Origin of the sequence: Brevibacterium sp. CCUG 69071 (assembly GCF_021023135.1) — a bacterium.
Lineage (GTDB): Bacteria > Actinomycetota > Actinomycetes > Actinomycetales > Brevibacteriaceae > Brevibacterium.
In genome coordinates this window covers 1-15,537 of record NZ_PGFV01000004.1, presented here as the reverse complement: position 1 = coordinate 15,537, position 15,537 = coordinate 1, and the positions used below count along the sequence as shown (strand labels likewise).

Genomic DNA, 15,537 nt, shown 5'->3' with positions numbered 1-15,537 from the left:
GTTTCCCCGCCGCCACGGCAAGCGTGGCGGCACCCCACCATGCGCAAAGCAGGAGGAGAACACCATGCCCAAACTCAAGCAGAACCAGGATGCGAAGCTCGTTGAGAATAGCGACGAAGAGGACACCAACCTCGACGAAGACAACTCGAACGAGAACGACCAGATCAACGACGAGGATGACGCCGAGGACGACAACGGCACCGAGGACCTCGGTGACAAGGGCAAGCAGGCCCTTGACCGGATGAAGACGGCACGAAACGACGCGAAGAAGCTCGCGAAGGAACGCGAAGCCGAGATCGCCGAACTCAAACGGCAGCTCGCTGCGAAGGACAACTCCGCCGAGGAGAACGAACTCGAGAACGCCCGCGCCGAAGCCCGCGCCGAGGCGATCACTGCCGCGAATGCACGCGTCATCCGCTCCGAGGTGAAGTCCGCAGCCGCAGGGAAGCTCCGCAACCCGGCGCTTGCGATCAAGCTCCTCGACCTTTCAGATTTCGATGTTGACGAGAACGGGGACGTCGACACCGAGCAGATCCAGGAGGCCATTACGGAACTCCTGGAAGAAAACCCCGAACTCGCCGCGCAAGGCGGCAACGCAAGTTTCGACTCCGGGCGTGGCAAGCATCCACGGAAGAAGAAGCTGACGAAACAAGACCTCGCTGGCATGTCTCCCAATGAGATCGCCAAGGCCTACGACGAAGGCCGGGTCGAAGCCTGACACCCCACCTCGGGGCTGTCATAACCAGAAGGGAAGATCGCCATGGCGATTACCAATTTCATCCCGGAGATCTGGTCGTCCAAGATGCTCGTCGAGTTCCAGAACACCGCCGTGTGGGCTGGACTCACCAACCGCGAGTACGAAGGCGATCTCCGATCCGGGAACACGCTGCACATCACCAGCCCCGTCCCGATCACGATCAAGGACTACAAGGCCAACAACCGCACCACAACCGCGGACGACATCCAGGACACCGGACTGGACATCGTCGTTGACCAGGAGAAGAACTTCGACTTCTACGTCGACGACATCGACCGCGCCCAGGCCGCCGGCAACCTCAACGAGTACACCAAGTCGGCCGCCGACGGACTCGTCCAGGACTCCGACCGGTTCCTCGCCGCGCTCGCCGTCACCAACGGAACCGCGGTCACACCCGGCGCCCCGGCGACGGACGCAAAGTCCGCGTGGAACGTCATCCGCGACCTCCGGAAGGCGCTGAACAAGGCCGCGGTGCCATTCGAGCAGCGCGTGTTCGTCGCGAACGCCGAATTCGAGGCGCTGCTCTTCGAGCACGACTCGAAGATGACCAACGCCGACGCGTCCGGATCGACCGATGGGCTGCGCAACGCATCCCTCGGCAACATCCTCCGCTTCGAAGGCTACGGCTCCGAGAACCTCCCGGAGACCGACAAGCCGCAGGTCGCAGCCTTCCACCGTTCGGCGCTCGCCTACGTCTCGCAGATCCAGAAGACCGAGGCCATGCGCGCTCAGAACAAGTTCGCTGACCGTCTGCGTGGTCTCCACGTCTACGGCGCGAAGGTTGTTCGCCCGAAGGCTATCGCTGTCTACACGGCAGCCTGATCGGGAGGTATCTATGACTCTCGTGAAGGGCCCCAACGGTCTCGTCTTCGACGTGGCCCCGGCGGTCGCCTCCGGGCTGATCGGCGGCGGCCACGTCGTGGCAGTCGAGTCCAAGGGCAAGAAGAAGTCCAAGAAGGGCAAGACCGACTCCGAGGAGCAGGATGCCCAGTCGAGCTCCGAGGTGGAAGATTCCGAGGCCAACTCGGACGATTCCTCCCAGGAGGCCGACGAGAACACCGATGGCCAGGGCGAACAGTCCGGAGAGCAGGTGGAAGATTCCGACGACGATTCGGACGAGTCTTCCACCGACGCGTCGGCCGCACCGTCGGGCAACGCATCGCGTGGCGACTGGGAAGCTTATGCGCTCGCTCAGGGCTTCGCCGAGGAGCAGCTCGACGGTCTCAAGCGCGACGAGATCCGCGCACTGTTCGACGAATGAGGGGGTGACTGACGATGCTGATCCAACCCACGGCGCTCACGCTCTATGGTGAGACGTTCGAGGACTCCGAGACCGCAACGGTCAACGAGCTCATCGAGTCGGCATCGTCAGCCATTACCTCCGCCGCAGGTACCGGCATCATCGCTGAGACGTCGACGATCGAGGTGCTCGGGGTCAATGAGCGACTGCTCAACCTCCCCGGCGCCCCGATTCGTCGTGTCGACGAGATCCGGGTCGACGGTGAGCTGATCGACCCGAACGCCTACCGGGTGGCGAGCAACGGCGTGTATCGGGCACAAGGCTGGGCACGCGGCGCTGATCTCCCTACCATCCGAGTGACGTACTTCCACGGGTTCGACTCCGTGCCGAAGGACATTCAGACGCTTTGCGCATCCATGGTCATCGCGGGACTCATCGCGTCCCGCGAGGGTGGCTGGGATCTGCAGAACGGCCGCATGTCGTCCATCGGCGTGGACGACTACCGGGAGTCCTACGCAACGTCGGGTGAGGGCATCGAGCAGGTCACCCCGATGGATCTGCCTGAGCGCACTCGCAAGGCACTCAAGAAGCGTTTCGGCGGGTCCGTGGCCGTGGTGAACTCGCTGTGAGCGCCCGGGCACGGGCAGTCACTCTGCGGGGTCGCCGCCGAGCTGAGGCACTGATGCAAGATCAGTGCGTCATCCGCCGCGTGATCGGGCAGACCACGGACCGGGAGACCGGGAAGGTGGTGCCGCTCTACGAGGATGCCTACGCAGGCCGCTGCAAACTGCAGTCCTACGAGGGCTACGAGCAGGAGAAGAGCACCGCGGAGACCGCTCTTACGGTCCAGCGCATGTCCGTTCACCTGCCGGTCGGCGCCTACCGTATCAACGTCGGCGACATCGTCGAGGTCACCTCTTCCCGCATGGATCCGATGCTCGTGGGTCGGAAGTTCCGCATCACGCAGGAGGCACCGTTCAAGACGTTCGCCACCGCCTACCGCGTGTTCGTCGACTACATCGCTGACTGAGGAGGACCTCATGCCACTGGACACCTCAGAAACACAGAAGCTCATCGACGCGGTGGAGTCGTTTGAAACCAGGACCCGTGACGAGGCGGAAGCGATTCTCGTCAAGGGTGCTGTGGAGATGAAGCGCAATCTCAAGGAAAACGCTCGTGGGTCGAAGTACTTCAAGCAGTTCGCGAAGAAGATCACCTACGACAAGAAGCGCAGGGCCTCCGGTGTGGAGATCGAACTCGGTCCCGAGAACGACAAACCAACCGGGAAGAAACCCGGTGGAGGACCCGGCGCTGGTGTCGCCTACTTCGGTGGCGCGAACGGTGGTGGCGGCACTCTCGACTTTGACGAACCCGTCGAGCGTGAGTTCGATGCGATCGACTCGTACATGAAGAAGCTCGGAGACGCACTGTGAGCAGCATCCTCGCTCTCGCCGATGCGATCGAGGCCGTGTTCCCCGACGGGACACTGTTCGAGGCTGTGAAGCCCAACGAGAAGGGCGAATACGTCGAGTCCGCGTTCCCCTGGACCGTCGCCCGCGTCCAGATCCCGAACACTCTCTCCCGCTCTATGGCCGGCACCCGGCACGCGCAACGCGTGCGCATCACCGTCACCATCGCCGGCATCACGTTCACCTCGGTGCGCGTCATCGCGGGCAAGCTCGATCCGATCCTCGAAGGCGCTCGCCCGATCGCTGACGGATGGTCACTCTCACCAATTCGCATGCTCAATGCACGCGACATCACCGAGGACGAGTCGATCACGCTCACGACCGCGAACCGGCACCCGGTCTACACGGTCCTCGAGTACGAACTCACCGCCGCCCGCAGCTGACATCCCGACCCTTCCAAGGCCTCACCACTCGGTGGGGCCTTTCGCATACCCAGGAGGCCCCATGTTCGTCCGCGTCAAGGACAAGTCCACGAAGCACCAGTTCGATGTGCCGGAGGGCGACCCCCGCATCGGCAAGGCGTTCGAACTCCTCGAATCTGACCGCTACCCGCGCGCTCGCCAACCGCGACCGCCGAAGCATCACGTCCCTGCGAAGTCGGCCCGTGCCGCCGAGCAGGGTTCGTCCGACACCAGCCCGGCGTCGGACTCGCAAGCCGAAGCACCCGCTGAGGCTGCCGAAACACCTGAGTCGAAGCCGGCTCGGGCCAACTCAAGAAAGTGAGGCCATGTCATGGCTGAAATTCCATCGACGCCGGCGGACGGCAACTTCAAGGTCGTGTACGTTCCGGCAATCGAAGACACCAAGGCACCGAAGCTCGACGAGCTCAATGCGGCAGGTGCTCTCGACATCAGCTGCTACCTGACCGGTGACGGCTGGAACCCCACCAAGGAGCAGGCGACGATCTCGGATCCGCGCATGTGCTCGCGCCAGGAGTTCGGTCGCCCGGGACGCAAGACCCCGGGGCTGTCGATCACCGTCATCGACAACACCAACTCCGACAACGCGGACGACGCGAACGAGGCTGTCGAAACGATCGTCGAAAAGGCCCAGGGCTACTTCGTCGAGCGTGTCGGCGTCCCCTACGAGGAGCCGTTCGCAGCGGGCCAGAAGGTCAGCATCTACCCGGCCACTGCCGGTGAGAAGCAGCTCCTCGCGCCCGAGGCGAACTCGGTGACCCGGTCCACGATCCCGCAGTTCATCTTCGCGGACGTGCAGACCGACGTTCCGGTCGCTGCCTGATCCACCTCTACTCCTGGCCGTGCGTGGCTTTTCTCCTGTCCGCGCACGGCCAGGGCACCACCTTCCACACCACACAGGAGAGAACAGGAGAAGCATCATGTCGAAGCTCGGCACAACCCGCCCCACCACCGTCGTCAACGTCGTTACGAATCTCGATCTGCTCGCCGAACACCAGGCGGCACTCGAAGAGCTCGAGCGGCTCAATCGCGTCCGGTCCGCCAGTGATCGTCTGAACGCGGCGTACTCGAAGGAGATCCGAGAGCAGGCGAAGAAGGCCCAGGAACTTGAGAAGCAGATGGACGATTCCACCGTCTGTGTGAAGCTCAAGGCACTCAAACGAGCGCAGTATGCCGAGGTCGTGGCAAACCATCCTCCGCGTGAGGACAATGACGTTGACAACGCGTTCGGCGTCAACACCGACACGTTCGGCGACGAGCTCCTGCCTCTGTCGATCGTCGACGCCTGGAACAAGGCCACCGGCGAGAAGGTCGACTTCACCGGCGACGATTGGGCCGAATCAGCCGCCGAGTTCACCGATGCTCAGTTCAACGAGTTCGCCATGGCGGCCCTCAACATCAACCGGGGTGCGACAGCGATCCCTTTTTCAAAGATCGCCTCCGCCGTGATCCGGAACTGAGGCGCGAGGTCGAGGCGGCCGAACGCCTCGGCATCAGTGTCAAACGCTTCAACGGCTGGGAGCCGACCATCACCTACGTCCATGACGAGGATGGTCGGCTCCTGTCATCACAGGCCGAATCCGAGTGGGACGAGACACAACGCAACTGGATGCTCTCGCTCATCGAATACCGGGCTGGTCTCTGCCCCATCTGCGGGTACCCGAAGGACGTCTGCCAAGCGCTTGAGAACGTAGGCCGCTTCGATGTTCCGCCACCGGCCAGATGCCATGCAACGACCGCGTTGCGGCAGTTCCAGAAAGACCGCGAGTACGACGTCCCGGACGCGCTCGTGTGGTCCGCGAATCTCAAACCCCCGACCGCGACTAATTGAGGAGGTGACCCTTGGCTGATCGTTCTGCAGCGTGGAAGCTCTCTCTCGACTCCACCGGTGTCGTCACTGGCACCCGTGTGGCGAAGAGCGCACTGCGCGATCTCGACGCGAACGGTATTTCGCCTGCGCGTGCGCAGCTGACCGCGTTGGAGAAGTCCGCCAGGGCACACCCTCAGGCGTGGTCGGCAGCTGGTGCGGCTGCGACCGGGTTCGGCGCGGCAGTGGCGGCCGGCTTCGGGCTCGCCGGCAAGGCAGCCATGTCGTGGCAGTCCGACTGGACTGGTGTCACGAAGACCGTCGACGGATCGAACAAGCAGCTCTCCAACCTCGAATCCGGTCTGCGCCGTCTCGCCTCGAAGGAACTCCCCGCTACTCACGGCGAGATCGCCGCCGTCGCCGAGGCCGCCGGCCAGTTGGGCATCAAGACCGGCAACGTCCTGATGTTCACGAAGTCCATGATCAACATGGGCGAATCGACGAACCTCTCCGCCGAAGAGGCCGCCACCTCCCTGGCCCGGTTCTCGAACATCATGGGCACCAATCAGAAAGACGTCGGCCGCCTCGGCGCCGCCGTCGTCGGCCTGGGCAACAACTTCGCCACCACGGAACGCGAGATCGTGGAAATGGCGATGCGCATCGCCGGCGCCGGCAAGCAGGCCAATCTCACCGAGGGCGACGTCCTCGGCCTCGCCACCGCACTCTCCTCCGTCGGCATCGATGCAGAAGCCGGCGGCACCGCGATCTCCATGGTCCTCAAGAAGATGGGCAATGAGGTATCCGGCCAGGGCGACAAGCTCGAACTCTTCGCCCAGACCGCCGGCATGTCCGCCGGCGAATTCTCCAAGGCCTGGGAAACCGACGCCGCCGGCGCACTCACCACCTTCGTCAAGGGCCTCGGCCAAGCCCAGGCCTCCGGCGAGAACGTCAACGGCACCCTCACCGCCCTCGGCATCACCGGCATCCGCGAATCCGATGCCCTCCTCCGCCTCTCATCCGCCTCCGACGTCCTCAAGAACGCGCTCGCCACCGGCAACGAGGAGTACGTGCGCGGTATCGCTCTCATCGAAGAGGCGAACAAACGCTACGACACTGCCGAGTCGAAGGTGCGCATCGCTGGCAACGCGATCAAGGACGCATCTATCGGGTTCGGGCAGGTGTTCCTCCCCGCCGTGGCCGACGCCGCCGAGGGTGTCGAGGGCCTCGCGAACTGGATCGGCAACCTCCCCGAACCGGTCAAGGAATCAGCAGGCGCGCTCGGCGTCCTCGCTGGTGGCACGGCGCTCGCCGCTGGTGGGTTCCTGGTGCTCGCCCCGAAGGTCTTCGACGTCATCGACGGCTTCAAGCAGCTCAAGAAGGACTTCCCCGACCTCATGGGTGGTCTCGGCAAGGTCGGGCAGATCGCCGCCGGCACCGCCGCGGGCCTCCTCGTCGTCGGCACCGCCGCAGCTGCTGTGTCGCAGGAGATGCAGAAGCTCGAGCACGACACCACCCCGACAGCCTTCATGGAGGCGATCGTCAACGGTGGAGGCAACGCCGAGCAGATCCTCAAAGGCATCAATCGTGAATTGCAGGACGTCTCCGTCGTCGGTGAGAAGACGAAGGGCACCTTCACCGAGGTCGACAACCTCGCAGGAGCCTTCGACCGCCTCTACAACTCCACATTCTCGGACAAAATCAACACTGGCCTCGGCTGGATCCCCGGCGTCGAGTCCGGCGCGGAGAAGGCCACGGCCGCCTTCCAGGACATGGACAAGGCTGTCAACGACCTCGCCACTGGTGGGTCACTGCAGTCCGCGCAGGACGGGTTCAAGGCGATCATGTACGAGGGCCGCGCCCTCGGTGTGCCGCTCGAGGAGACGTTCAACCAGTTCCCCGAGTACCAGAAGCAGACCTACGCGCTCGCCGAGGCGGCTGGCCTGTTCACGAACTCCATGTCGGAGTCGGAAAAGAAGTCGATCGCTCTCAAGATCGCCTACGGGGAGATCACCCCGGCGATGCTCGAAGCCGAGGCCACAGCGAACGGCAACGCTGACGCCCTCACCGAGCTCGGCGCCTCAGCGGAGACCACCGAGGACAAGATCAAGAATCTCGCCGACGAGATCCGCGGGTTCGGGTCGGCGCAGCTCGATGCGCGCAAGGCCAACCGTGAGGTTGAGGCATCGTTCGATGACCTCGAGGCCGCGGTGAAGTCGGGGAAGACCTCGATCGATGACTCCACCGAGGCGGGCCGCAAGAACAACGACATGCTCGACTCCGCGGCGCGCAGCATCAACGAAGCCACCGCGGCGAACATCGAGAACGGCATGTCCGCCGACGACGCTGCGAAGAAGCACAAGAAGCTTCGCGACAAGCTCGTCGAGCAGGCGACCGCGTTCTTCGGGTCGAAGAAGAAGGCCGAGGCCTACGTCGACCAGCTGGTGAAGACTCCGGACGAGATCGAGACCGACGTCAAGATCAACACCGGCCAGTCGGTCGCGAAGCTCAAGAACCTGCAGCAATGGATCGACGGGGTCAAGGACAAGACCGTCTGGGTGCGCGTCAACGAAACCCACGTCCGCAAAGAGGGCGACAAGACCGTCTACTCGTCGGACCCGAAGAACAAGAACGTTCAGAAGGCCAACTACCACGGCGGCATCCTCGAATACATGGCCGACGGCGGCCTGCGCCCCATGGGCTCGGTCGCGGAGATGGTGCCCCCGAACACGTGGCGCGTCGTCGGCGACCGCATGGACGTCGACGAAGCCTACGTCCCCCTCGACGGATCCCGCCGCTCCTGGAAGATCCTCTCCGAGGCACTCACCCGCATGCCCGGCGCGATCCCCTTCGCCAAGGGCGGCATCGCCACCGCCGAACGCCGCGTCGACCTCGCCTCCGATGACCTCAGGGATGCACGCCGCGCGAAGTCCGACGCGAAGTCGAAGTCCGGCAAGGCCACCGCCGCGAAACGGGTCCGGGTCGCTGAGGATGCGCTCGCCTCGGCGAAGAAGAACCTCAAGGCGGTCAAAGCCGAAGCGAAGGCCGCCGAGGAGGCAGCGAAGCTCGCAGCCGAACGGGCCAAAGAGGAGAAGGAACGCCGCGCACGGGTCGGCGAGCTCCGGACCGATCTGAACACCGACGTCCGCCGCGGCGATGTCATCGAACAGGTCAAGGGTGGTCTGTCGAGTTCGTACTCCGTGGTCGACCGTCTGCAGGGCCTCGCTGACAACTCAGACCTGTCCAAGGGTGCTCGCCGTCGTGCCGGTATCGAGGCCCGCCAGTACGAGAAGTCGCTGCGTTCGCTCTACGGCACCCTGGACCGGCTCGAGAAGAAGACGGAGAAGGCGCAGGACAAGCTCGACGAGCTCAAGCAGATCCAGTCCTCCGTGTCCTCGTCTATCGAGGGCAAGGCTTACGAGCTCGACGTGTCCTCCCAGTGGGCGCAGGACAAGAACGGCACCTGGCAGCAGACGTCCGGTGTCTCTGGTGTGCGCACGAACGCGGCCGCCGCAGCTCAGAAGGTCAAGGGCCTGGCCGGGAAGCTCAAGAAGCTCGCCGGGATGGGCTACGGTGGCGCGATCCTGCAGGAAGTCGCCCAGGCCGGATCCATCGACGAGTCGATCACCATGGCCGACGAACTCCTCAAGGGATCATCGTCGGACGTGCGCTCCATCAACGCGAGCTACAAGGACATCGCGAAGTACTCGAACCAGGCCGGCGCCTACGTCACCGAGGGATTCTACTCCGGTGGAGTCAACGCCGCCGCCGGGCTAGTGAAGGGACTCGAGTCTCAGCAGAAGACCGTCGAGAAGACGATCGAGAAGATCGCCAAGGGCATGGAGAAGTCCCTCAAGAGGGCTCTCGGCATCAAGTCCCCATCGACGGTCATGTACGCCCGCGGCCTCGACACCGCTGCAGGCCTCAACAACGCACTCCTCGATTCGCTGGCCACCATCGAGGACTCGGCCGCGCGCCTCGGCCTCGCCGCCGTCCCCTCGGTTTCCACTTTCGGACCCATCACCGCCGACCTCACCGCCACACCCACGCTCGGCGCCACCGAGTCACCGTCCGAGTACGGTTCGGCGCTCGCCTCACCGGAAGGTGCGTCGGATATGTCGGGGTCGCAGCTGGGTGCGGAGGTGTCGTGGGATGACACGCTCACCACGACGACGGATGCGCTCACGTCGATGCAGGCCCTCACAGAGGCCGCGTACCTCAAGATGACCGCTGACACGGATGCGTCTCTGTTGGCCCGTCAGGAGGGCACTGCGGCGGCGATGACGGGCATGCAGGACACGATGGCCACCGGCCTCACGGCGATGGGCGCGGATCTGGCCTCGCATATGTCGACGATGTCGGGCACCCAGTCTTCGGCCTTGTCGGGGATGGTCTCGAACCAGGTGAAGAACCTCGAGACCATGGCGTCGGATCAGTCGAAGAACCTCAAGGCGATGGGCAAGACCCAGTCCGATGAGTGGTCGTCGATCAAGAAGACCACCACGACCACGGCCGGGGACATGCGCAAGGGCGTCGACACGACCATGGGCAACATGGACAAGGACGCGTCATCGCGCCTGTCCACCCTGGGCAAGACCACGGACACTGGGTTCTCCTCGATTGCGGACGGCGGCACGTCCAACTTCTCAGGGATGCGCAAGGGCATCGATAAGACGATGCGCAAGATCCCCGGCGACGTCGGTGGATCCCTCGACGACACAGCTGATGTGCTGAACTCCTTCGCGAAGGAGATCAACAAGTCCTTCGGTTCCGTCGGCGTCAAGCTCACCGGAGTGAAGAAGCCCAAAGGGGGATTCGCCGGCGGCGGTATCCTGTCCGGCTTCACCCCGTACTCGGCTGGTGACGATCAGCTCACTCCGATGCGGTCCGGTGAGGGCGTGTACGTCTCCGAGGCGATGCGGGACCCCTATGAACGGGAACGCCTGCACCGGGTCAACGCTGCTGCGCTGGCCGGTCAACCGTTGCACCGGTTCCGGGACGAAGGCTATGCCGGTGGTGGCATCATCGCTGCGGGCAACTGGTGGGAGCAGCGCGGCGCCCGCGTCGGCGAGCATCCGCACTGGGGCCCGGTCGGCCGCCACTCACCGAACTCGCATCACTACAACGGCGACGCGATCGATGTGAACTTCGGGCCCGGTGGTCAGAACGCTACGGAGACGAAGTTCTTCGATGCGAACGTCGCTGCGTTCAAGGCGGCCTTTCCTTGGGCCTTTGTTCTATGGAAGGCCGCCGGGCACCATGACCACTTGCACGCGGACAACCGCGGCAAGGCCGTCGGCGGCGGTGCCATGGACGAGGGCATCCTCGGTGACATCAGCTATGGCGGCGACATCGCCAAGGAGCTCGAGAAGGCGGCACGCCGGAAGGGCAAGGAGCTGCTGGCGAAGTACTCCGAGAAGCTCGACGGCGATTCCCTGACCGGGCAGATCGGTGTCGGTGTGATGGAGAAGGTCATCGACGGCTCCGTCAAGCAGGCAAAGGAGTACGCGAAGACCTTCGCCGAGGGTGAGGGCGACTCCGGTGGCGCTGGTGTCGAGAGGTGGCGGCCGACAGTCATCTCCGCTTTGAACTTCATGAACCAGCCGCTCTCGAACGTCAACCGCACCCTGCGCCGCATGAACCAGGAGTCCGGTGGCAACCCGAAGGCGATCAACAACTGGGACTCGAATGCTCGCCGCGGCACCCCGTCGAAGGGCCTCATGCAGGTCATCGATCCCACGTTCCGTGCCTACGCCCGGGCACCGTACAACTCGAACATCTGGGACCCGATGTCGAACATCGTCGCCTCGATGTCGTATGCCCTCGGCCGGTACAAGTCCCTCGCCGCAGCATATGACCGCTCGGGCGGGTACGCCAACGGCGTCCGCTCGGCGCGCAAGGGCGTGCACAAGGTCGGCGAGGCCGGGTGGGAGTACGTCGACTTCGGTGGCGGTGAGCAGGTCATCCCGCATCAGCAGTCCGTGTCGATCGAGAACCAGCTCATGCGCTCCACGTCTTCGACGCTCTCCCTCGACCAGGCCTCCGTCAATGCGATCGCCGCTGCGGCCGCGAACCAGATGACCGCCGGCGACCTCGCCTCGGCGCTCGAGGGTGTGCAACTGGCCGTGCGCGTCGGTGACCAGGACATGGCCGGGTACGTCATCGCCACTGTCGCCAACGGATACGAGGACTCGAAGCGTCGTGTCTCTCGGTCCTCGAACCTGATGCGGAGCTGAACCGAATGAACCCTCTCATCCATGCCGAGTTCGACCTCGACGGGTACCGGTTCGGCCCCGGCCACCCCGTATACCTCTCCCGCGTCGACACCCCCGGTATCGCCTGGCGGGACCAGGACATCGTCAACCCCGTCGGCGAGAACGTGTTCTTCGGCCGCGACTACCCCGACCCGAAACCCTGGGGCTTCGACATCACGATCACCGGCGACACCCCCGCCGAGGCCGCTGAGAACTACTTCGCGCTCGCGAACGCCTGGGCGGCGCAGCGCATCCGTGACACCCCCGGCGCGGAACTGGCCCTCGACTTCAACATGCACGGCACCGACCGCCGCATCTACGGCCGCCCCCGCGACCTGAAACCCGACGACGCCACAGACCTCTTCGTCCTCGAAACCATCAAGGCAAAAGCCACTTTCCAACCATCCAGTGCGGAGATGGTCGACGGCACAGCCAGAGTCCACCAGATGACGATGACCCCCGGTCCTGCCGGGGGTTTCGTCTTCCCCATCGAATTCCCCTGGGCCACCACCCAGGGAGGCACCCGACAGGGCATCATTCGCAACGCCGGCGGACTCACACCCACCCGCGACGTGCAGATCGAAGTCCACGGCCCCGTCGGCAAAGCCGTCGTCTCCGGACCCGGATGGGAGTTCGGCCTCACCCAACCGATCGCCTACGACCGAGCGGTCACCCTCGACGTCCGCCCCGCCACCACCCGATGGGACACCGGAGCCTCCGCAGCCGGACTCCTCACCCCAGGCACACGCCTGGCCGACATCACCATCCCACCCGGTGACTCCGAGATCACCTTCACCGGCGACGACCAATCCGGAACCTCCACTGTCACCGTCACCTGGCGACCCACCATCACCACCCTCTAAGGAGAAACCTCATGCCTCTGCAGAACATCCCCTGGGCCGTCGGCGGCGGCGCCTACAACGAAGTCGAAGGCGCTCGCCTCGCCCTGTACGCGGCGACGAGCGGCGGCCGCGGAGTCATGGCACCGAGAGACATGCGAGTCACTGCACTGCCGACCCCGGGCCCCGCCGTGCGCATCTACTCCGGCGCCGGCGTGAGCCCGAACTACTACCCGACCGCGGGCGGCGGGCAGTCGTATGCGATGCGTGAGATCTCCTCGACTGACTTCCCGGTCCCTGCGACGGGATCGTCCGGCGCTGCAGTCCGGTACCTGATTGCTCGAGTCCAGGACGAACAGTATGAGGGCGACACGAAGGCGAACCCGAAGACGGATCCCCGCAACTCCTACCAGTGGGTGTCCGCGCTGCCGACGACATACCCGTTCGTGGAGCTCTACCGCCTCAATCAGCCGGCGAACACGGCGACGATCACCAACGCCATGCTCACCGACATCCGGCAAATGGCCAACCCCCGCGTGAAGCCCGTCAATCGGTCTCGCCCGTCAGTCACCACGGACACGGGCATGAAGCTCTCATCTACCACGGGCGAATGGTTCCCCGGCGATGGAGCGGCAACCGGTGCACGTCAGGAGATCGAGGTGCCCGAGTGGGCTGTGCGCATGATCGTCGAACCCTCCTGGTACGGAGTGCGGTATGAGGCGAATTCGAACTGCTACGGCACGTTCTGGGTCTCTTACGGGCCCTCCACCGCCGGGGGAGCGAACGGGGAACCGTTCCTCTACAAGACCCAAGAGTTCCAGTTCGATAGCGCAGGTGCGAAAGCCAACACTTACCGCACGAACTGGCTCATGTCTGACGACCGGGCTGTCGGGTCGAACATGCGAGGCAAGCTCTGCACATTCGCCTTCCGAGCGAAGAGGAACTCCGCCTCCACAAACAACGGGGTATCCATGGACGGGCTCTCCGGATTGTCGCTCAAGGTCACATTCCTCGAAGAGCCAGACAGGTCCACGGAATGACCTGGCGCTACATCGCGACCAAGCTCAACGGGGACGGAACCGAGACGTTCCTCAACGGCAACATCCCCCTCTCCGGCGTTGAGATCAACCCCGTCGTCAACGGCCACGGCGGCATCAAAGGCACCATCACGCCCGAGATCGCATCCCTGAAAACCGACGACGGAGACCACATCTTTGTACCCTGGTCGACCGCGATCTACGCCGAAGAAGACGGCCACATCCGCGGCGGCGGCATCCTCAAGGACTACGACGACGACGCACCGAAACTGCAGCTCGACTGCATCGGCCACACCGGATACCTCGCCGACACCACCTACACGGGCCTCAAGTCCATCGAACGCGACGATCCACTCAAGGTCTCTAAACACCTGTGGGAACACACCCAGGCGCGCCCGCACTTCAACATCGGCATCGAGTTCGCTGGCGCCACCGCCTCCCGAGACATGTTCATCGGCGACAACGACATCACACCCACCACCACACCCACCAAAGTCACCCCCTACGTCCTCGCCTACTACCAAACCCACGACCTCGCCAAAGAGTTCGAACTCCTCGCCTCCCTCGCCCCATTCGAATACACCCTCACCCACGAATGGAACGCCGACAAAACAGCGATCCGCCACATCCTCACCTACGGATACCCACGCCTCGGCGCTCGCCGCACGGACCTACGATTCGTCGTCGGTGAGAACGTCGTCGAGCAACCGAAGTTCGACATCGGCGGTGACTCGTATGCGTCGAACGTGATCGTCCTCGGTGCCGGTGAGGGATCGAAGATGATGCGCAATCCCACCCCCGCCACAGATCCGGCACCGAAGCGTCTCGGCCGGGACGCGGTCATCATTGACAAGACCATCACCACACCAGCCGAGGCACAGAAGCGCGCCGACGCCGAGCTGAAACTCCTCACCGGCACCGCCGACGTGACAGAGATCCAGGTCATCCAACACGACAATGCGCGCCTCGGCGAGTACTCCGTCGGCGACGACATTCTCATCGAGACAGCTCCCGGCTGGTCCGGCGTCCGCAGCCTGTGGGTGAAGATCCTCGGCATCCAGATCCGCCCCGAATCCAACGTGACGACGCTGCAGATCATGCGTGCAGAGAAGGTGAGCAAATGAGTTCCTTGGACCGCCTGTACCGCGACGTCGAGAACCTCAAGCAGCAGTACAAGGGCCTCGCCGGCGGGCCACAGCTCGCGCTCTCCTCCATCGAGAACGGCTCCATCGACTCCAAGGACGCCGACGGCAACCTCAAGATGACCATCGGCGAGCAAGACGACGGCGGCAACACCATCAACGTCCTCGCCGGCCCCACGCCACCCACGCCCACCGGGTTCACTGTCGACACGGACTACGGCAAGTTCATTCTCCATTGGTCCGGTGATTTCGATGGGGAAGCGCTCGCCCCTTCGGATTGGTCTCGTGCTGAGGTGCATGCGTCGCAGGATCCGTTCTTCGTTCCGTCTAGGGCGACGGCTCGGGGGTCGATTGTGTCGGCTGCGGGTGGTGAGGTCACGATCGGTGTCCTCAAAGGGCCGTGGACGGTCAAGATGCTGGCGTGGTCGCAGGCGGGGAAGATGTCGGCACCGTCCGCCCCGGTCGATGTCGAGGTGCCGAGTTATGGCGATATCGTGCTCGAGGAGATCGACGCCGCCACGACGTTGATCAAGAACGCCGGTGAGATGCTCCTCGAGGGTCAGCAGACGCTCGCTG

The 15,537-nt window shown here is 64.1% G+C and carries 15 protein-coding genes; all 15 read left to right on the top strand.

Translation table 11 applies throughout. From position 1 onward, the window contains the following. Positions 1-64: 64 nt before the first annotated feature. Positions 65-718 (top strand): phage scaffolding protein, encoded by a 654-nt coding sequence (locus CV023_RS11750; RefSeq protein WP_230745891.1) that lies wholly within the window; start codon positions 65-67, stop codon positions 716-718. A gap of 42 nt (positions 719-760) precedes the next feature. Further along, on the top strand, positions 761-1,579 hold the full coding sequence (locus CV023_RS11745; protein ID WP_230745890.1) for a P22 phage major capsid protein family protein: 819 nt from the start codon (positions 761-763) through the stop codon (positions 1,577-1,579). Positions 1,580-1,592: 13 nt separating this feature from the next. Beyond that, positions 1,593-2,018: a hypothetical protein gene (locus tag CV023_RS11740; RefSeq protein WP_230745889.1), complete on the top strand. Its 426-nt coding sequence runs from the start codon at positions 1,593-1,595 to the stop codon at positions 2,016-2,018. A gap of 14 nt (positions 2,019-2,032) precedes the next feature. Next, entirely contained in the window at positions 2,033-2,626 is a 594-nt protein-coding gene (locus CV023_RS11735; RefSeq protein ID WP_230745888.1) for a hypothetical protein, read from the top strand. Beyond that, complete coding sequence (locus tag CV023_RS11730; protein ID WP_284934601.1) at positions 2,623-3,027, top strand: DUF6093 family protein; 405 nt, start codon at positions 2,623-2,625, stop codon at positions 3,025-3,027. Before CV023_RS11735 ends, CV023_RS11730 begins: the two co-directional genes overlap by 4 nt. Before the next feature lie 10 nt (positions 3,028-3,037). After that, positions 3,038-3,430 (top strand): HK97 gp10 family phage protein, encoded by a 393-nt coding sequence (locus CV023_RS11725; RefSeq protein WP_230745886.1) that lies wholly within the window; start codon positions 3,038-3,040, stop codon positions 3,428-3,430. Next, a complete protein-coding gene (locus CV023_RS11720; protein ID WP_230745884.1) occupies positions 3,427-3,849 on the top strand; it encodes a hypothetical protein in 423 nt (140 codons plus the stop codon). Before CV023_RS11725 ends, CV023_RS11720 begins: the two co-directional genes overlap by 4 nt. A gap of 61 nt (positions 3,850-3,910) precedes the next feature. Next, the gene (locus tag CV023_RS11715; RefSeq protein WP_230745883.1) at positions 3,911-4,189 is read left to right on the top strand and encodes a hypothetical protein; all 279 of its coding nucleotides are present in this window, start codon (positions 3,911-3,913) and stop codon (positions 4,187-4,189) included. A gap of 9 nt (positions 4,190-4,198) precedes the next feature. Beyond that, complete coding sequence (locus CV023_RS11710) at positions 4,199-4,708, top strand: phage tail tube protein (RefSeq protein WP_230745882.1); 510 nt, start codon at positions 4,199-4,201, stop codon at positions 4,706-4,708. Between the two features lie 97 nt (positions 4,709-4,805). After that, on the top strand, positions 4,806-5,345 hold the full coding sequence (locus CV023_RS11705; RefSeq protein ID WP_230745881.1) for a hypothetical protein: 540 nt from the start codon (positions 4,806-4,808) through the stop codon (positions 5,343-5,345). Between the two features lie 382 nt (positions 5,346-5,727). Continuing rightward, the gene (locus CV023_RS11700; RefSeq protein ID WP_230745880.1) at positions 5,728-11,925 is read left to right on the top strand and encodes a phage tail tape measure protein; all 6,198 of its coding nucleotides are present in this window, start codon (positions 5,728-5,730) and stop codon (positions 11,923-11,925) included. A gap of 5 nt (positions 11,926-11,930) precedes the next feature. Then, the gene (locus tag CV023_RS11695; RefSeq protein WP_230745879.1) at positions 11,931-12,806 is read left to right on the top strand and encodes a hypothetical protein; all 876 of its coding nucleotides are present in this window, start codon (positions 11,931-11,933) and stop codon (positions 12,804-12,806) included. Positions 12,807-12,817: 11 nt separating this feature from the next. Continuing rightward, positions 12,818-13,822, top strand: coding sequence for a hypothetical protein (locus CV023_RS11690; protein ID WP_230745878.1), 1,005 nt, complete (start codon positions 12,818-12,820; stop codon positions 13,820-13,822). After that, positions 13,819-14,943 carry a hypothetical protein gene (locus CV023_RS11685; protein WP_230745877.1) on the top strand — a complete coding sequence of 375 codons (1,125 nt, stop codon included), beginning with the start codon at positions 13,819-13,821 and terminating at the stop codon, positions 14,941-14,943. Before CV023_RS11690 ends, CV023_RS11685 begins: the two co-directional genes overlap by 4 nt. Then, positions 14,940-15,537, top strand: a 598-nt coding sequence (locus CV023_RS11680; protein ID WP_230745876.1) for a hypothetical protein, incomplete at its 3' end; no start/stop codon positions are given. The genes CV023_RS11685 and CV023_RS11680, both read left to right, overlap by 4 nt.

Bases quoted from the DNA above. Each gene is read 5' to 3' on its own strand.
- CV023_RS11695 (WP_230745879.1), top strand. From the start codon at position 11,931: ATGAACCCTCTCATCCATGCCGAGTTCGACCTCGACGGGTACCGGTTC.
- CV023_RS11685 (WP_230745877.1), top strand. From the start codon at position 13,819: ATGACCTGGCGCTACATCGCGACCAAGCTCAACGGGGACGGAACCGAG.
- CV023_RS11705 (WP_230745881.1), top strand. From the start codon at position 4,806: ATGTCGAAGCTCGGCACAACCCGCCCCACCACCGTCGTCAACGTCGTT.
- CV023_RS11745 (WP_230745890.1), top strand. From the start codon at position 761: ATGGCGATTACCAATTTCATCCCGGAGATCTGGTCGTCCAAGATGCTC.
- CV023_RS11710 (WP_230745882.1), top strand. From the start codon at position 4,199: ATGGCTGAAATTCCATCGACGCCGGCGGACGGCAACTTCAAGGTCGTG.
- CV023_RS11740 (WP_230745889.1), top strand. From the start codon at position 1,593: ATGACTCTCGTGAAGGGCCCCAACGGTCTCGTCTTCGACGTGGCCCCG.
- CV023_RS11715 (WP_230745883.1), top strand. From the start codon at position 3,911: ATGTTCGTCCGCGTCAAGGACAAGTCCACGAAGCACCAGTTCGATGTG.
- CV023_RS11750 (WP_230745891.1), top strand. From the start codon at position 65: ATGCCCAAACTCAAGCAGAACCAGGATGCGAAGCTCGTTGAGAATAGC.
- CV023_RS11725 (WP_230745886.1), top strand. From the start codon at position 3,038: ATGCCACTGGACACCTCAGAAACACAGAAGCTCATCGACGCGGTGGAG.
- CV023_RS11690 (WP_230745878.1), top strand. From the start codon at position 12,818: ATGCCTCTGCAGAACATCCCCTGGGCCGTCGGCGGCGGCGCCTACAAC.
- CV023_RS11735 (WP_230745888.1), top strand. From the start codon at position 2,033: ATGCTGATCCAACCCACGGCGCTCACGCTCTATGGTGAGACGTTCGAG.